This window comes from Kribbella sp. NPDC051718, assembly GCF_040681515.1.
Lineage (GTDB): Bacteria > Actinomycetota > Actinomycetes > Propionibacteriales > Kribbellaceae > Kribbella.
Window position 1 is genome coordinate 646,881 of sequence record NZ_JBFAYZ010000001.1, and the last position, 14,347, is coordinate 661,227.

Annotated in this window: 19 protein-coding genes and 1 pseudogene; 7 read left to right on the forward strand and 13 right to left on the reverse strand. The window is 66.6% G+C overall.

Going from position 1 to position 14,347, the window contains the following annotated elements:
- Positions 1-8: 8 nt before the first annotated feature.
- The 5 genes from AB0M15_RS03170 to AB0M15_RS03190 form a co-directional block, all read right to left on the reverse strand.
- On the reverse strand, positions 9-965 hold the full coding sequence (locus AB0M15_RS03170) for an ABC transporter substrate-binding protein (RefSeq protein WP_363813344.1): 957 nt from the start codon (positions 963-965) through the stop codon (positions 9-11).
- A 9-nt stretch (positions 966-974) separates the two neighbouring features.
- The gene (locus AB0M15_RS03175) at positions 975-1,925 is read right to left on the reverse strand and encodes an ABC transporter substrate-binding protein (protein WP_363813346.1); all 951 of its coding nucleotides are present in this window, start codon (positions 1,923-1,925) and stop codon (positions 975-977) included.
- The gene (locus AB0M15_RS03180; protein WP_363813348.1) at positions 1,925-2,686 is read right to left on the reverse strand and encodes an amino acid ABC transporter ATP-binding protein; all 762 of its coding nucleotides are present in this window, start codon (positions 2,684-2,686) and stop codon (positions 1,925-1,927) included. The genes AB0M15_RS03175 and AB0M15_RS03180 overlap by 1 nt, the downstream gene beginning before the upstream one ends.
- On the reverse strand, positions 2,683-3,669 hold the full coding sequence (locus AB0M15_RS03185; protein ID WP_363813350.1) for an amino acid ABC transporter permease: 987 nt from the start codon (positions 3,667-3,669) through the stop codon (positions 2,683-2,685). The genes AB0M15_RS03180 and AB0M15_RS03185 overlap by 4 nt, the downstream gene beginning before the upstream one ends.
- A 127-nt stretch (positions 3,670-3,796) precedes the next feature.
- On the reverse strand, positions 3,797-3,883 hold the full coding sequence (locus AB0M15_RS03190) for a putative leader peptide (RefSeq protein ID WP_363814551.1): 87 nt from the start codon (positions 3,881-3,883) through the stop codon (positions 3,797-3,799).
- 410 nt (positions 3,884-4,293) lie between these two features.
- On the opposite strand from AB0M15_RS03190, the gene AB0M15_RS03195 reads away from it, so the two are divergent.
- Positions 4,294-5,127: a M23 family metallopeptidase gene (locus AB0M15_RS03195; RefSeq protein WP_363813352.1), complete on the forward strand. Its 834-nt coding sequence runs from the start codon at positions 4,294-4,296 to the stop codon at positions 5,125-5,127.
- Positions 5,128-5,136: 9 nt separating this feature from the next.
- Here the strand turns inward: AB0M15_RS03195 and AB0M15_RS03200 are convergent, their stop codons facing one another.
- The 3 genes from AB0M15_RS03200 to AB0M15_RS03210 are packed head-to-tail and all read right to left on the reverse strand — an operon-like array spanning position 5,137 to position 7,432.
- The gene (locus tag AB0M15_RS03200) at positions 5,137-5,625 is read right to left on the reverse strand and encodes a GNAT family N-acetyltransferase (protein ID WP_363813354.1); all 489 of its coding nucleotides are present in this window, start codon (positions 5,623-5,625) and stop codon (positions 5,137-5,139) included.
- A 26-nt stretch (positions 5,626-5,651) separates the two neighbouring features.
- Complete coding sequence (locus tag AB0M15_RS03205) at positions 5,652-6,773, reverse strand: HAMP domain-containing sensor histidine kinase (protein WP_363813356.1); 1,122 nt, start codon at positions 6,771-6,773, stop codon at positions 5,652-5,654.
- Positions 6,770-7,432, reverse strand: a complete 663-nt coding sequence (locus AB0M15_RS03210; RefSeq protein ID WP_363813357.1) for a response regulator transcription factor — start codon at positions 7,430-7,432, stop codon at positions 6,770-6,772. Before AB0M15_RS03210 ends, AB0M15_RS03205 begins: the two co-directional genes overlap by 4 nt.
- 87 nt (positions 7,433-7,519) lie before the next feature.
- Here AB0M15_RS03210 and AB0M15_RS03215 point away from each other — a divergent pair, with 87 nt between their 5' ends.
- Positions 7,520-8,140, forward strand: coding sequence for a M15 family metallopeptidase (locus AB0M15_RS03215; protein ID WP_363813358.1), 621 nt, complete (start codon positions 7,520-7,522; stop codon positions 8,138-8,140).
- Between the two features lie 30 nt (positions 8,141-8,170).
- Here the strand turns inward: AB0M15_RS03215 and AB0M15_RS03220 are convergent, their stop codons facing one another.
- Positions 8,171-8,569, reverse strand: a complete 399-nt coding sequence (locus AB0M15_RS03220) for a hypothetical protein (protein WP_363813360.1) — start codon at positions 8,567-8,569, stop codon at positions 8,171-8,173.
- A gap of 14 nt (positions 8,570-8,583) precedes the next feature.
- Positions 8,584-9,369, reverse strand: a complete 786-nt coding sequence (locus AB0M15_RS03225) for an alpha/beta fold hydrolase (RefSeq protein ID WP_363813362.1) — start codon at positions 9,367-9,369, stop codon at positions 8,584-8,586.
- A 237-nt stretch (positions 9,370-9,606) separates the two neighbouring features.
- Between AB0M15_RS03225 and AB0M15_RS03230 the strand changes: the two genes are divergently transcribed.
- The 4 genes and pseudogenes from AB0M15_RS03230 to AB0M15_RS03245 all read left to right on the forward strand — a co-directional run bounded on the left by AB0M15_RS03230 (position 9,607) and on the right by AB0M15_RS03245 (position 12,622).
- A complete protein-coding gene (locus AB0M15_RS03230; protein WP_363813364.1) occupies positions 9,607-10,323 on the forward strand; it encodes a helix-turn-helix domain-containing protein in 717 nt (238 codons plus the stop codon).
- 40 nt (positions 10,324-10,363) lie between these two features.
- Complete coding sequence (locus AB0M15_RS03235) at positions 10,364-11,308, forward strand: aldo/keto reductase (protein ID WP_363813366.1); 945 nt, start codon at positions 10,364-10,366, stop codon at positions 11,306-11,308.
- Positions 11,309-11,488: 180 nt separating this feature from the next.
- A pseudogene (locus tag AB0M15_RS03240) lies at positions 11,489-11,641 on the forward strand (excisionase family DNA-binding protein); the annotation flags it as partial.
- A gap of 111 nt (positions 11,642-11,752) precedes the next feature.
- On the forward strand, positions 11,753-12,622 hold the full coding sequence (locus AB0M15_RS03245; RefSeq protein ID WP_363813368.1) for a phosphotransferase: 870 nt from the start codon (positions 11,753-11,755) through the stop codon (positions 12,620-12,622).
- On the opposite strand, the gene AB0M15_RS03250 is transcribed toward AB0M15_RS03245, so the two are convergent.
- Complete coding sequence (locus AB0M15_RS03250; protein WP_363813369.1) at positions 12,523-13,047, reverse strand: N-acetyltransferase family protein; 525 nt, start codon at positions 13,045-13,047, stop codon at positions 12,523-12,525. The two genes, AB0M15_RS03245 and AB0M15_RS03250, sit on opposite strands and share 100 nt — an antisense overlap.
- A 39-nt stretch (positions 13,048-13,086) precedes the next feature.
- On the opposite strand from AB0M15_RS03250, the gene AB0M15_RS03255 reads away from it, so the two are divergent.
- Entirely contained in the window at positions 13,087-13,650 is a 564-nt protein-coding gene (locus AB0M15_RS03255; RefSeq protein ID WP_363813371.1) for an XRE family transcriptional regulator, read from the forward strand.
- Here the strand turns inward: AB0M15_RS03255 and AB0M15_RS03260 are convergent.
- Positions 13,567-14,019: a multidrug efflux SMR transporter gene (locus tag AB0M15_RS03260; protein ID WP_363813372.1), complete on the reverse strand. Its 453-nt coding sequence runs from the start codon at positions 14,017-14,019 to the stop codon at positions 13,567-13,569. The two genes, AB0M15_RS03255 and AB0M15_RS03260, sit on opposite strands and share 84 nt — an antisense overlap.
- On the reverse strand, positions 14,016-14,339 hold the full coding sequence (locus AB0M15_RS03265) for a multidrug efflux SMR transporter (RefSeq protein WP_363813374.1): 324 nt from the start codon (positions 14,337-14,339) through the stop codon (positions 14,016-14,018). The genes AB0M15_RS03260 and AB0M15_RS03265 overlap by 4 nt, the downstream gene beginning before the upstream one ends.
- Positions 14,340-14,347 lie beyond the last annotated feature (8 nt).

Here is a 14,347-nt window from a genome sequence, read left to right on the forward strand (position 1 = left end):
TTCTTCTTTCATTTCTGTTTGTTCTTAGGCAGTCCGGGCGGGGTCACCAGTGACTTCTGTACGCCCTCCGCAGCTAGGTGCCACTTCGCCAGGACCTTCGCGTAGCTGCCGTCGGCGATCGCCGCGTTCAGCGCGTCCGCGAACGGCTTGGCCAGCCCGCTGTCCTTCTTCGTGGTCACGCCGACCAGCCCCTGGATCGGATAGCTCGACGAAACGGTGCCGACGATCTCGGTCTTGCCCGACGTCGCCACGTGATAGGTCGCGGTCGGGTTCGGCCCGAGGTACAGGTCGATCCGGCCGGAATCCAGCGCGAGGTAGTAGTCCGTCGCCGACTGGTAGTACTTCGGGGTCGCGGGCTTCAGACCCGCGGCGACGTTCTGTTTGTTCCAGTCGAGCAGGATCGCCTCCTGCAACGTGCCCGAGCTGACCGCGACCGTCTTGCCGGCGACGTCGGCCGGCTTGTCGATCTTCCAGCCCGACCCCTTCTTCGCCTCCCACGCATGCAGCCCGAGCCGGTACGTTGCGAAGTCGTACTTCTCCTTGCGCAGCTCGGAGACGCCGATGTTCGAGATGCCGGCCTGGTACTTGCCGGAGTCCAGCCCGAGGAAGAGGTTCTCCCAACCCGTGGTCTGGATCTCCACCTGCAGCCCGAGCACGCTCGCCACCAGGTAGGCGAAGTCGATGTCGACCCCGACCGGCGTCTTGTTGTCGTCGGCCGTGAACGCCAGCGGCGGCAACCCACCACCGGCCGAACCGCTGCCGACGATGAGCTTCCCGCTCTCCCGTACGGCCGCCGGCAACTCGGCCGCGATGCTGTCCACCTTGGCCGACGTGATGTGCGACTGGCCGGCCGACGTGTCGAACGACACCGCCGACGCGTCACTGCCCTTCGGCGCCTCGGCAACAGGGTCGGCGCAACCGGCCAACGCCAACAACAGCACGCCGGCTACGAATGCCTTCTTCATAGTCATCCCTCAGTCCGTGATCGGAAGGCCGGGCGGATTGATCTCGGACTTGTCGACCGCTTCGTTCGACACGTTCCAGCGGGCCAGCACCTTGGCGTAGCTGCCGTCCGCGATCGCCGCGTTCAGGGCAGCCTGGAAAGCCTTCACCAGTCCGCTGTCCTTCTTCGTGGTGGCCGCGATCAGCCCCTGCAGCGAGGCACCGGCGCCGGAGAACTTGCCGATCGTCTCGGTCTGGCCGCTCGTCTTCACGTGGTAGGCGACGCTCGGGTTCGGCCCGAAGTACGCGTCGATCCGGCCCGACGACAGCGCTAGGTAGGTGTCGGACGCGCTCTGGAAGTACTTGATCGAGGCAGCCGGCAGCCCGGCCTTGATGTTCGCCTCGTTCCAGTCGACCAGGATCTTTTCCTGGTTGGTACCCGAGCCGACCGCGATCGTCTTGCCGGCCACGTCCTTGCCCTCGGTGACCTTCCAGCTGCCACCCTTCTTCGCCTCGAACGAGATGTCGTCCTTGCGATAGGTGGCGAAGTCGTACTTCTGCTTGCGCTTCTCGGTCACCGTGATGTTCGAGAAGCCGACGTCGTACTTCGCGGAGTCCAGCCCGACGAACAGGTTCTCCCAGCTCGTCACCTGGTACTCCGGCTTCAGCCCGAGCTCGCTCGCGACCAGGGTGGCGATGTCGATCTCGATCCCGATCGGAGTCTTGTTGTCATCGGCAACGAATCCGAGGGGCGGCGTACCGACGGTGCCGCCGATCACCAGGGTGCCGCGGTCACGGATCTTGGCCGGCAACAGCGCGGCGGCCGCCTCGTTCTTCGCTGCCGCCACCACCCGGTTCTGTTCGGGCGCGGTGTTGATGCCGCCGGTGTCGGCAGCTGCGTTCTGAGTAGTAGTTGTGGGAACAGCACCGCACGCAGCCAACAGGAGAGGCAGCAGGGCGACGGCGAGCAGGGATCGTTTCATCAGAGAACCTTGGAGATGAAGGCGCGGGTGCGCTCATGGGAAGGGTTGTCGAGAACTTCGTGCGGCGGTCCGGACTCGACGATCACGCCGCCGTCCATGAAGACCACCGTGTCGGCCACCTCGCGGGCGAAGCCGATCTCGTGGGTGACGACGACCATCGTGGAGCCGTCCCGGGCGAGCTCCTTGATCACGTCGAGCACCTCGCCGACCAGTTCGGGGTCGAGCGCGCTGGTGGGTTCGTCGAACAACAGCACCTTCGGTCGCAGGGCCAGGGCCCGTGCGATGGCTACTCGTTGCTGTTGCCCGCCGGACAGCTGGCGCGGGTAGACATCGGCCTTGTCGCCGACTCCGACCCGTTCCAGCAGTTCCCGCGCGACCGGCTCCACCTCGCGACGCTTGCGGCGCTGCGCCGAGACGGGGGCCTCCACGACGTTCTGCAATGCGGTCAGATGCGCGAACAGGTTGAAGTTCTGGAACACGAACCCGACCTGTGAACGCTGGTGCAGGATCTCCCGCTCACGCAGCTCGTGCAGTTTGTCGCCGCGCCGCTTGTACCCGATCAGCTCACCGTCGATCCGGATCAGGCCGCGATCGACCTTCTCCAGGTGGTTGATCGACCGCAACAGCGTCGACTTGCCCGAACCCGACGGCCCGAGGATCACCGTGACCGTGCCGGCCCGGACCTCCAGGTCGACGCCACGCAGTACCTCCAGCGCGCCGAAGTTCTTGTGCACGCCCTTGACGTCGAGCATGGCGGTCATGGCGTGACCTCCGCTTCGGGTCGCGCCGAGGCCTTGGCCTGTACGGTCCGCCAGGTTCGGCGGATCCGCTGGATCGGGGTCGGTGGCAACGACCGGCTGGTACCGCGGGCGAAGTACCGCTCGAGGTAGAACTGTGCGATCGACAGCACGGTGGTGAGCACGATGTACCAGACCGTCGCCACCATCAGCAGCGGAACGACCCGGCTGTTGCGGCCGTAGATCACCTGTACCTGGTAGAAGAGCTCCGGGATCGCCATCACCGAGACGATCGAGGTGCCCTTGAAGAGCTGGATCACCTCGTTCGCGCCGTTCGGCAGGATCGAGCGCATCGCCTGCGGCAGCACGATCCGGAAGAACTGCCGGCTCCGTGGGATGCCGAGTGCGGCCGCTGCCTCCGACTGCCCCTGGTCGACCGAGATGATGCCGCCGCGGATGATCTCCGCCGCGTACGCGGCCTGGTGCAGCGCAAGACCCAGTACTGCGGCGCCGAGCGGCCCGAACAGGTTGTTCGTGCTGAACCGCACGAACTCCGGTCCGAACGGGATACCGATGCTCAGCTCCTGGTAGAGATAGGCCAGGTTGAACCAGAACAACAGCTGGACGATCAACGGGATCGACCGGAACACCCAGATGTAGCCCCAGGCAACTACCTGCAGGAACGGGCTGCTGGACAACCGCATGGTCGCGATCACCGCGCCGAGCGCGAAGCCCAGAACCGTTCCGTACAAGGTCAACTGGAGCGTCACGGCCAGGGCCGAGAAGATCGTCCTGGTGGTGAAGAACTGGAAGAACGTCGGCCAGTCCCATCCCGGGTTGGTGATCAGACCGTGCGCGAACATGGCCAGCAGCACCAGGACGACGGCGACACCGACCCAGCGCCAGGGGTGCCGGCGCCCGATCACGGGCAGGTCGGCGTCCAGCAGGGCAGGGCTTTCAGGTGGATCGGCGGCGGCGGTCGCCGAGGTCAGCGAAGTGGTCGACACAGTTGAACTCCCGGGCGGCGGGCAGGCAGGGGTGACGCCGGCGCCCGCGGGATCTGCGGGCACGGCGCTGCGGACGGTCGTACCGTCGTGAAGGTGTCTTGGCGAAAGAGGTGGCTCTAGAGAGCTGTCAGAGCAGACACAGGGCGCTGGAGACGCGCTGCAGGTCGATGTGGAGACGGTAGAAGGCGAGTTCACGCCGGACTGGTTCTGTCATCACCGTCTCCTTTCTTCGGGCCTGGTCATCCCAGTATGCGAGGACATTGAAAGGGAAGTAAGTCGGTAGACAAACCTCTCATATTCTGGACGCCCTATAACGGCTCAGGAGTCCCCTGAGGAGCTGTGACGCGGGTGATCCCGGTCACGGCATCATTCAACTACTCACTGGTTACTTCTACGCCTGAGCGGCGACGGATGGCGCGGAATCCGTCACCGCGGGTAGCGGGATTCGGTGATCTGATCGCAATGCGCGTTTGAGGAGTCCGTGACCTCCTCGTTATGGTCGATGGGCCGCTCGGGATGACCCTGGCGGCAACTCGACTCTGGAAGGCTCTCGTGTCCCCTCACCATGACGTGTCGGAAGCAGGACGTACGGCACCTCGTCGTACCCCGGCCGGCGCGCGTCGGGTGGCGAAGCACCGCCTGACCCGCCGTACTTCCGTCCGTGGCGTCCAGCTGGTCGGCCTGACGGCTGCCCTCGCGGCCGCCGCCGGCACCAGTGCCGTCGCCCTCTCCCCCTCAGCTGGTCCGGCCAACGCCGGGACCAGCGCCACCGCAGGCCAGCTCGAAGCGATGACCGCAGCCCGGGTCGAGCGCCGTGACCTGGCCTCGCGCGACATGGCCCGCTTCGACCTGTCGCTCGCCTCCACCCGCAAGGCGCAGATCGACGCGGCCGCCGTCGCCAAGGCTCGTCAGGCGAAGCTGACCGCGAACGCGACGCTGACCGCTCGCCGCGCGCTGGCCCTGTCGGCTGCCAAGGCACAGGCCGCGGCCAAGGCCAAGGCACTCGCCAAGGCAGCGGCTGCGGCGAAGGCCGAGGCTCTTGCCAAGGCAGCGGCCGCACCGAAGGTCGTGCTGCCGACCACCGGCTACCACCTGACGGCCGGCTTCGGCCAGGCAGGCGGACGCTGGGCCAAGAACCACACCGGCCTCGACTTCGCGGCCCCGCTCGGTACGCCGATCCGCTCGGTGATGGCCGGTGAAGTGATCCAGGCCGACTACGAAGGCGCCTACGGCCGTCAGGTGAAGGTCCGCCACGCGGACGGCACCGTCACGTCGTACAGCCACATGTCGGAGTTCGACGTCTCGGTCGGCGACACGGTCAAGGCCGGCGATCAGGTCGGCGCGATCGGCGTCACCGGCAATACGACGGGGCCGCACGTGCACTTCGAGGTACTACCCGGCGGCGGCGACCCGATCGACCCGAAGCCGTGGCTGCGGGAGCACGGGGTCAACCCGTAATCCCCTGGCTCAGAGGTCCTTGGCCAGCGTCAGCTTGTCGACGTACTGGCCCTCGATCAGGAACTCACGTGGGTGGGTTCCTTCGACGACGTAACCGTGGCGCTCGTACAGCCGCCTTGCGACGGTGTTCGTACCGTGCACGTTCAAGGTGATCTTGCGGGCGCGACGGATCCTGCCCTCCTTGGCCGCCGCGGTCAGCAGGATCGAGCCGATGCCCCGGCCCTGCGCCTGTTTGGCCACCGCGATCCCGTTGATCGACAGCACACCGTCGCCTTCGGGGAACGTGTACTTGTCCTGTAGCCGGAGATAGCCCAGGACTTCGCCGTCGTCCTCGGCCACCAGGTGGGCGTCCGGCCCACTGCGTTCGTTGAAGAACGCATCCTTGTCCGCCGGCGTCATCGACGGGAACCCCGACGACGCGTCCCATACGGTCAACTCGATCGCCAGCAGCGCCGACTCATCCGCCTCGATGGCCCGCCGCACAGTCACCTCACCCATACCCCAATCCTCACCCGACCCCGAGGTCAACTGCGCAGGGGGTGCAGGTGAACTGAGGCTTTGAGGCCGCCGGTTGGTTGGGCTGCCAGATCGAGGGTGCCGCCGTGCGCGGTGGTGATGGCGGCAACCAGGGCGAGGCCGAGCCCCTGGCCGTTACCTGAATGTTTGGCGAGGCGGGCGCCTCGGGTGAAGGGTTCGGTGAGGGTGGCGACCTTGGCGGGGTCGATGACTTCGCCTGTGTTGACCACGGTCAAGCGACCGCCGGACTGGACCGTCAGCAGCGCAGTACCGCCGACGGGGAGGTTGTGGCGGATCGCGTTCTGGCCGAGGTTGACGATCAGTTGGTGCAGCAGCGTCTCGTTGCCCTCGACGATCGAGCCCTCGATCGACGTACCGAGCGTGACCCCAGCCGCCTCCGCCTCCGGCTGCAAGTCGACCACGGCCTGCCGTGCGATCGACGCGAGATTGACCGGCTCCAGCTCGACCTTCCGGTTGCCGAGCGCAGCCAGCGCGAGCAGCGCCTCGACGATGTCGATCCCGCGCTGATTCGTCTCGTGCAACCGGCGAGCCAGCTCCCGGACATCCTGATGATCGGGATCCGCGATCGCGACCTCGAGCATCGTCTTCATCACCGCATGCGGCGTCCGCAACTCGTGCGACGCGTTCGCCGCGAACCGCCGGTACTGCGTGAACGCCCGCTCCAGCCGCTCGAGCATCTCGTCGAACGTGTCGGACAGATCGGTGAACTCGTCCCGCGGCCCACCCAGCCTGATCCGGTGATCGAGCGACCCGTTCGCCGCCAGCCGCGCCGCCGAGGTGATCTCCTGCAGCGGCCGCAGCATCCGGCCGGCGATGATCCACCCGGCGCCCATCCCGATCGCGGCCAGCAACGCCAACGCGTACAGGGTCAGTTTGACGACGGTGTCGAGGATCTCGCCGCGCGTCGCCACGGGCGTCTGGTCGCGCGGGTTGGCTGCGGTCAGCGGGTAGTTCGGCACGAACCGCATCACCGCATAGATGATGATGCCGATCACGCCGCCCGCCAGCACGAGCAGCAACGCGTAGCTCAGCGTCAACCGGAGCCGCACGGTCAGCCGCGGCCGCCAACTCATCAACGGTTCGGCCGGTACGGCGGGCGTAGTACTCATGAGTCGCCGATCCGGTAGCCGACGCCCGGCACGGTGTGGATTACCCAGGGGTCGCCGAGCCGCTTGCGCAGCGTGGAGATCGTGATCCGGACGGTGTTGCTGAACGGATCGGCGTTCTCGTCCCAGGCGCGTTCGAGCAGCGTCTCGGCGCTGATCACTCCACCTTTGGCCGTCATCAACACCTCCAGGACAGAGAACTGTTTGCGGGTCAGCTTCACGTAGCGTCCGGACCGGTAGACCTCCCGCCGGAACGGATCGAGGCTGACCCCGGCATACTCGAGCACCGTCGGCGTCGACTCCGCGGACCTGCGAGCCAGCGCCCGCAACCTGACGACCAGCTCGCGCAGCTCGAACGGTTTGGTCAGGTAGTCGTCGGCGCCCACCTCGAAACCGCTGATCTTGTCGTCGAGATCACCGGCCGCGGTGAGCATCAGGATCCGGCACGGCAGTCCGTGGGCGAGGATCCGGCGGGCCACCTCGTCACCGTCCGGCGGCGGGATGTCCCGGTCGAGCACGACCACGTCGTACTCGTTGATGCTGATCGACTCCAGCGCGCTCTCGCCGTCGAAGGCGAGATCGGCCGCGATCGCCTCGAGTCGCAGCCCGGCCCGGATCGCCTCGGCGAGGTACACCTCGTCCTCCACGACCAGAACCCGCATGACCACCATTGAAGCAGGCCGGACGTATCGAAAACGTATCCGGAAACGTTGACGCTCCGGCAACGTGCTCAGTTGTTGCCTGGAGACATGCTCCCTGACGAACTCGTTGCCACTCGCAAGAAAATGCGCCGGCTCACCGCACTGATCGTGGTGGCGATCGTCGTCGCGGTCATCTGCTTCGCCCTGGCCGCTTGTACTTCGGTCGACAACACCCAATCAGCCACGTCCGAGCCCTCTTCGACCAAGTCCACCAAGCACCATCGCGGCGAGCCAGGTCCGGAGGACGGCGTACTGCCGGACAACGCGTCGCCGTTCGACACCTCGCTGCCCGGGGTGGCGAACCTGAATCCTGACCTTCTGAAGGCGATCCAAGACGCGGCCAAGGCTGCCGAGAAGGCGGGGATCGAGCTTCATCTGACGACTGGCTGGCGGAGCAAGGAGTACCAGGAAGAGCTGCTGGAGAAGGCGATCAAGCGCTACGGCAGCCGGAAGAAGGCCAGCGAGTACGTCGCTACGCCGGAGGAATCGCACCACGTGACCGGCGGTGCGGTCGACGTCGGGCCGACCGACGCCGACGACTGGCTGAACCGCAAGGGCGCCCGCTTCGGGCTCTGCCAGACCCTCGCCAACGAGATCTGGCACTTCGAACTGGCTACGACTCCGGGTGGGACCTGCCCACCCATGAAAAGCACGTCCAGCAGCAGGTAGGACTCCCTGCTGCTGGACGTGTTGCCCGGATCATGCGGCGTCGAGCGCACCGGTGATCTTGCGAGCCATGTCGAGCAGTACCGGGCTGGGCTCACCCAGGTGGGTCTGCGCGGCCTCGATGGCGAGGACGACGGTGTTGCGGAAGTTGTCGGCCTCGACCGGAGCCTGCTCCTTCAGCAGGGTCATGGCCGCGGTGAGAGCCGGCAAGACGTTGTCGGCCATCTCGGCGACGGTCTTGCCGCCGAGATTCATGCCCTTCGACTTCTCGTTGAGGACGTGGCCGACCAGGCCGGTCGAGGAGGTCAGGGCGATGGTGCCGTCGGTGGCGACCTTGTGCGGCTTGGACGCGGCGGCGGCGATCAGTGAGACGGCGCCGTACGCGGCGGTACGGAGAGTGTTCTTGTCTTGGTCGTTGAGGGTGATGGTCATGGCGTTTCTCCTTATTAGTTGTTGTTCAGCTGGTGGGCGGCCGCGATGGTTTCGCGGACTGCCTGGGCGATGGCTTGGTAGTCCTTCTTGAGGATCTTCGAGTGGTTGCTCGGGACCTTGGCGCTGACCTGGATGTTCGGGTTGCGCTCCAGTACCGGGTCGAGGGAAGCCCGCGCGGCCTCCATCTCCTCCTCGCCACCGCCGAGGTTGGAGCCGGTCGCGAGCACGTACCGCACCGGGCAGGTCACCTGGTCGAGCTGTACGTCCACCGAGTCGACGATCTCGTTGATCTCGATGTTGACCTCGGCGTGCATCGCGGCACTCATCCGCGCCGCCATCCCGAACGGGCGAGCCAGCGGGAGGATGAACCGCATCTTGTGGAAGAGCTTGCGGATCCGCTCCTGCCCTTCCTCACCGGTCAACCCGTACGGCATCGCGCCGTCCACGTTGACGACCCCGAGTACGCGATCGGGGTGCCGCGCGGCCCAGTGCGCCGCGATGGTCGCGCCGTACGACCAGCCGACCAGGATCGGCTTGTCCACCCCGGTCGCGGTGAGAATGGCGTCCAGGTCCCGCAAGGTCCCCTCGAACGAGTAGTCCGCCGACTGCTTCGACTTGCCGCGCGCCCGCTCGTCGTACGCGATGTGCCGGTACTCGTTGCCGAGGGCCTCGATCACCGGGCGCCACGGCCGCTGGTCGGCGTACGCGCCGTTCAGGTACACGATCGCCTGGCCGGCGCCACCGCTGTCCGTCATCGCGAGCGCCGTGTCGTCGACCGGCACCATCTGCATGTTTCCCATCACGATCTCCTAGCGCTCTTGTTGTTCAGGAATCTCCGAACAAGAAGAACGCTACATTGCGTTCAGAGATCACGCAACACTTATCTTGAGCTTCTTCGCCTTATTTACGGTCGATTCTGGCTTGCTTTGCAATGAGTCTGACTCTAAACGCAATGGCTGAGGTTGCATTGCATTGCAATGGCCTGAGGGTGAATGCATACTTGGCGGACGTCCGACAGCGACAGGAGACCAGTACCGATGCCCGGAGGCAGACTCACCGAGGAGGACCGGCGGCTGATCGCCGCGGGCCTGGCCGAAGGACTCGGCTACGCGGAACTCGGCCGGCGCCTGGACCGCCCCGCCTCGACGATCATGCGAGAGGTCACCCGCAACGGCGGCCCCGACGACTACCAGGCCGACCGCGCGCAGCAGGACACCAGTACCCGTGCCCGCCGCAACAACCAGCCGCAGCCACCGGCGCCGGCCCCCACCGACAGCAGCTACGGCCGCGACCCCCAGGCCGTCCAGGACTTCACCGAGGCATTCACCGACCTACTGGTCCAGCAAGGCCTCCCCAGGATGGAAGCCCGGGTGATGGCCTGCCTGCACATCACCGACTCCGGCGCCCTCAGCGCAGCCGAGCTGGTCCAGCGGCTCCGCGTCAGCCCTGCCTCCATCTCGCACGCCATCGGCTTCCTGGAACAACAAGGCATGCTGCTGCGCGAGCGCCTCCCCGGCGAACGCCGCGAACGCTACGTCATCGACGACGAGATCTGGCTCCGCAACCTGCTGGCCTCTCTACAAATGAACAACGCCTTGATCGCCGCCTCCCGTCAAGCCGCCAAGATCCTCGGCCCCACCACCCCGGCCGGCGTCCGCTTCGACAACTCCGCCGAACTCCTGATCCTGGTCACCGAAGCCCTGACCCAAGCGATGGAGAAGTGGCGCCTGCACCTGGCATCCCGCACCCCCTGACCCGACGCCTGCGGCACTTGGCTCCACTAGGTTCATCGTTATGACCCTGCAGACACGCCCTCTCGGCTCCTCCGGTATCGACGTCACCACGATCGGGCTGGGTGGATGGCAGCTCGGCAAGTCCTCGAGCTGGCCGACCGGCCCCGACCCGGACGAGGCCGTGCGGATCGTGCACGCCGCCCTGGACGCCGGGGTGAACTTCATCGACACCGCGCCGGCGTACGCAGACGGCCAGAGCGAACTGAACATCGGCACCGCTCTGCAGAGCGTCTCCCGCGACCAGGTCGTGCTCTGCACCAAGGTCGGCCCGACCCACGACGGGCGCGCCGACTGGTCGGTCGACGCGGTCGCGACATCGGTCGAGGGCAGCGCCCGGCGGATGGGCGTCGACCACATCGACGTCGTCGTCCTGCACAGCCCGCCGCCGGAGGTACTGAACAGCGCCGACCACTACGCCGCCCTGGAAGCCCTACGAGACAAGGGCCTGATCCGCGCCTTCGGCGCCTCGGTGGACTGGGACCAAGACGTCCGGACGGTGTGTGCGAACACCACATCCCAAGCACTCGAGGTCCGGATGTCAGCGCTCTTCCAGGAAACCTGGCCCAGCGTCTCCGAAGCACCCACCCACGGCGCCGGTGTCATCGTCAAGGTCCCACTAGAGTCCGGCTGGCTGTCAGGCCGCTACGACGCCAACACCACCTTCACCGACGTACGCTCCCGCTGGTCCGCCGACGACGTAGCCCTCCGCGCCACCCTGGTAGACGAACTCCGCGCCCTACTCCCCTCCGGCGTAACCCTGGTAGACGCCGCCCTCCAATTCCTCCTAGCCAACACCGGCGTCTCCACCGTCATCCCCGGCACCCGCTCACTCCCCCACCTCCAATCCACCATCACCGCAGCCACCACCCCCCTCCCCACCGAAACCACCACGGCAATCCGCACCTGGTACGCCGACCGCCTAGCCACCCACCATCTCGCCTGGTAGCCCACGCCGACTGTGGTCCCCCACGCCACCTCCGATGGCCGCTCCTCCATCGCCCGCTTCGCGAGAACACCGGGTCACCCGTTCCCGTCCGGCAGACGTCTGCGCGGCTGCTTGCGTTCGCCGCGTCGGTTACGGACCCTTCACTTGTCCATCGCCGGCTCGGTCATAGGAGGAGAAACCGTGGGTGCCCCAGAACCGGAAGGCGCGACAACGGATACCCACCAGGCAGCGTCATTGCTGAACGTCTCCCACCCTCACCTCCTCAGCCTCTTGGACGCCGGAGCGATCCAGTACCTAAGAGTGGGAACACATCGCCATGTGGAGGTCGAATCCTTGATGGACTACAGGCGCAAGGACGATCGCGAGCGCCGCGACGCCGCCGACGAGCTGACTGAGCTGAACCTGGAGATGGGTCTGTACTGACCGCTCGTCCATCGGAGGGTGATGACGATTCATACGCATCGGATCGACGTCAGTGGTGAGGTGGTCACCAAGACCTACGTCGACTGGGGACGCGACGAGCATCTGCGCGAGTGGGCCGCCTTGCAGGTGGTTCACGCCGCGAAGCCCCACCTCGTGCCGGCGCCGATCAGGCTTGTGATGCCTTCATCGCCTATGTTGCAGCCGTCGGTCGCCATGAGCCGGCTTCCGGGGCAGCCGTTGGGTGGGCCCTTGACTGCGGAACAACTGAGCGGGCTCCAAGTTGCCCTTGGTGAGCTCTGGTCCATCCCTCCGACTGGCGTAGAGCCGATCGACTTCGCAGCCTTCATCGACCGGACCCGCCGAGAGATCGCATCTTGGAACGCCTCGGGGATCGTCGCCGAGGCGCAGCTGGCAGCCGTGGACTGGATGGCCGGCTCGGCAGCGGACGAACTGGTCAAGCCGCTGGACCCCGTCATCGGCCACGTCGACCCGAATCTCGCGAACTACCTCTGGGACGGAACCCGGCTCCGCATCATCGACTTCGAAGACGCCGGCCAAAGCGACCTCGCCGTAGAACTGGCCAGCCTCCTCGAACACATCGCATCCCGATCCACCGACTGGACCGACTTCCTGCCCCACTCCCGGCAAACCCCGACCGACTCCGATCCGCCCGGCGCCTCTACGCCACCTTCTGGCTCACCCTGCTCGGCCCCGACGGCCCATCAGCCCACCGCAACCCACCCGGCACCGCAGAACTACAGGCCGAACGTCTCCTCCGCCTGCTCTCGTAGTCAGGTGGGTTCGGCGGGTGGGTCGTCGGTGGTTGCCAACGGGCGTTGGGTCCAGTGGACGTCGTGCCAGGTGTTGTGTTTCCAGCCTATTTTTCGGTAGGTGCCGATGGGTTCGAAGCCTAGGGCGGCGTGGAGGCCTTCGCTGGCCGGGTTGGGGAGGGTCATACCGGCGACCGCCGTCCGGTAGCCGCGGGCGATTAGGCGGTCGAAGAGGGCTTCGTAGAGGGCTCGGCCGCCGCCGGTGCGGCGGAGGCCCATTTGCACGTAGATGCTGACTTCGCAGGACCAGCGGTACGCCGCTCTCGGCTTCAGTACGCCGCCGTAGGCGTAGCCGATAACCGTGCCGTTGTCGTCTTCGAGGACCAGCCAGGCGTGGGCTCGGGTGGCTGTCTCGATGCGGGCGGCCATCTCGGCGGTCGACGGTGAGTCCAGTTCGAAAGTGATGGCGGTGTCGCGGACGTAGGGCGCGTAGATCGCCGCGCAGGCCTCGGCGTCCAGTGCGGTCGCTTCACGGATCTTTCCCATGCCACGATAGTAGCCATAGATGCCGCTATAGTGGCAAGCATGGATGATCCGCTGTCCGCCTCGCTGGCGGCGACGTTGCAGGCTGCCCGCGTCGATCGCGAGTTGTCGGTCAACGCGCTGGCCGACCGATCCGGCGTGTCGCGGGCGATGATCGGGAAGATCGAGCGTGGGGAGGCGCAACCGACCGCAGTACTGCTGGGCAGGCTCTCGGGAGCGCTCGGGCTGACGCTGTCGGAGTTGGTCGCCCGCGCGGAAGGTGGCGCCGACGAACTCCTCCGGCGAGCGGCGGATCAGCCCACCTGGACCGACCCGGCGACCGGGTACCGCCGCCGGGCGATCTCCCCCGTCAGCGACAGCCCGCTCGAGCTCGTCGAGGTCGAGCTGCCGCCGGGCGCCTCCGTCTCGTACCCGGCGGACGCGTACATCTTCAAGTACCAGCAGATCTGGATCCTGGAAGGCAGCCTGCACTTCCAGGAAGGCGACGTCCTCCATCAGATGTCGACCGGCGACTGCCTCCAGCTAGGCGCCCCCGTGCCGTGCACCTTCATCAACCCCACGACCGACAACACCCGGTACCTCGTTGCCTTGGTCAAAAGTCGCTGAACCACCCGCCGACCGCACGGGATCGGGAGATCGACTGGACCGGTCCGACAACTTGAGCCAGACGACCCCGGTGACGATCACTGCCAGCCAGAAAGCCTTCGTCGGGGTGAGGGTCTCGGCGAAGAAGACGGGCCCGAGCAGCGCGGCGCCGACCGCGCCGATCCCCGCCCAGACGGCGTACCCGATCCCCATGTCGATCGTCCGCAAGGCGACGCTGAGCGCGAAGAGCGTCAGCAGGAAGAACACCACCGCGACGAGCGACCACGAGAGCACGCCGAAGCCGTGGCTTCCGCCGACGGACAGGGCGTAGCCGACCTCGAAAACCCCTGCGAGAACCAGTACCAGCCATCCGCGCGCCCGCCCCGTCACAGCGTCGATCCACTGAGCTGAAGTCCGGCGACGCCGACGATGATGACGGCGATACCGAGCAGTTTCCGCCAGCCGAGGCGTTGCCGGAACAGGATGGCGCCCAGGACGGCGATCCCGATTCCGGCGACCGAGGTCCAGACGGCGTACCCGACGCCGACATCGAAGGTCAGCAGCGCGAGGCTGAGGAAGTACGTCGCAATGCCACCGCTGACCAGCGTCGCCACGGTCCAGCCCGGCCGGGTGAAGCCCTGGGCTTTGCTGGCCGCGATCGCGACGGTGATCTCGAAGACGACCGCGACGCCGAGGTAAAGCCACTCCATGATGCGTC

Excerpts from the sequence above, each read along its gene's own strand:
- AB0M15_RS03220 (WP_363813360.1), bottom strand. The coding sequence starts at position 8,569 with ATGACCATCACCCTCAACGACCAAGACAAGAACACTCTCCGTACCGCC.
- AB0M15_RS03170 (WP_363813344.1), bottom strand. The coding sequence starts at position 965 with ATGAAGAAGGCATTCGTAGCCGGCGTGCTGTTGTTGGCGTTGGCCGGT.
- AB0M15_RS03190 (WP_363814551.1), bottom strand. The coding sequence starts at position 3,883 with ATGACAGAACCAGTCCGGCGTGAACTCGCCTTCTACCGTCTCCACATC.
- AB0M15_RS03200 (WP_363813354.1), bottom strand. The coding sequence starts at position 5,625 with ATGGGTGAGGTGACTGTGCGGCGGGCCATCGAGGCGGATGAGTCGGCG.
- AB0M15_RS03265 (WP_363813374.1), bottom strand. The coding sequence starts at position 14,339 with ATGGAGTGGCTTTACCTCGGCGTCGCGGTCGTCTTCGAGATCACCGTC.
- AB0M15_RS03180 (WP_363813348.1), bottom strand. The coding sequence starts at position 2,686 with ATGACCGCCATGCTCGACGTCAAGGGCGTGCACAAGAACTTCGGCGCG.
- AB0M15_RS03255 (WP_363813371.1), top strand. The coding sequence starts at position 13,087 with ATGGATGATCCGCTGTCCGCCTCGCTGGCGGCGACGTTGCAGGCTGCC.
- AB0M15_RS03250 (WP_363813369.1), bottom strand. The coding sequence starts at position 13,047 with ATGGGAAAGATCCGTGAAGCGACCGCACTGGACGCCGAGGCCTGCGCG.
- AB0M15_RS03225 (WP_363813362.1), bottom strand. The coding sequence starts at position 9,369 with ATGGGAAACATGCAGATGGTGCCGGTCGACGACACGGCGCTCGCGATG.
- AB0M15_RS03215 (WP_363813358.1), top strand. The coding sequence starts at position 7,520 with ATGCTCCCTGACGAACTCGTTGCCACTCGCAAGAAAATGCGCCGGCTC.
- AB0M15_RS03175 (WP_363813346.1), bottom strand. The coding sequence starts at position 1,925 with ATGAAACGATCCCTGCTCGCCGTCGCCCTGCTGCCTCTCCTGTTGGCT.
- AB0M15_RS03210 (WP_363813357.1), bottom strand. The coding sequence starts at position 7,432 with ATGCGGGTTCTGGTCGTGGAGGACGAGGTGTACCTCGCCGAGGCGATC.
- AB0M15_RS03235 (WP_363813366.1), top strand. The coding sequence starts at position 10,364 with ATGACCCTGCAGACACGCCCTCTCGGCTCCTCCGGTATCGACGTCACC.
- AB0M15_RS03230 (WP_363813364.1), top strand. The coding sequence starts at position 9,607 with ATGCCCGGAGGCAGACTCACCGAGGAGGACCGGCGGCTGATCGCCGCG.
- AB0M15_RS03205 (WP_363813356.1), bottom strand. The coding sequence starts at position 6,773 with ATGAGTACTACGCCCGCCGTACCGGCCGAACCGTTGATGAGTTGGCGG.
- AB0M15_RS03245 (WP_363813368.1), top strand. The coding sequence starts at position 11,753 with ATGACGATTCATACGCATCGGATCGACGTCAGTGGTGAGGTGGTCACC.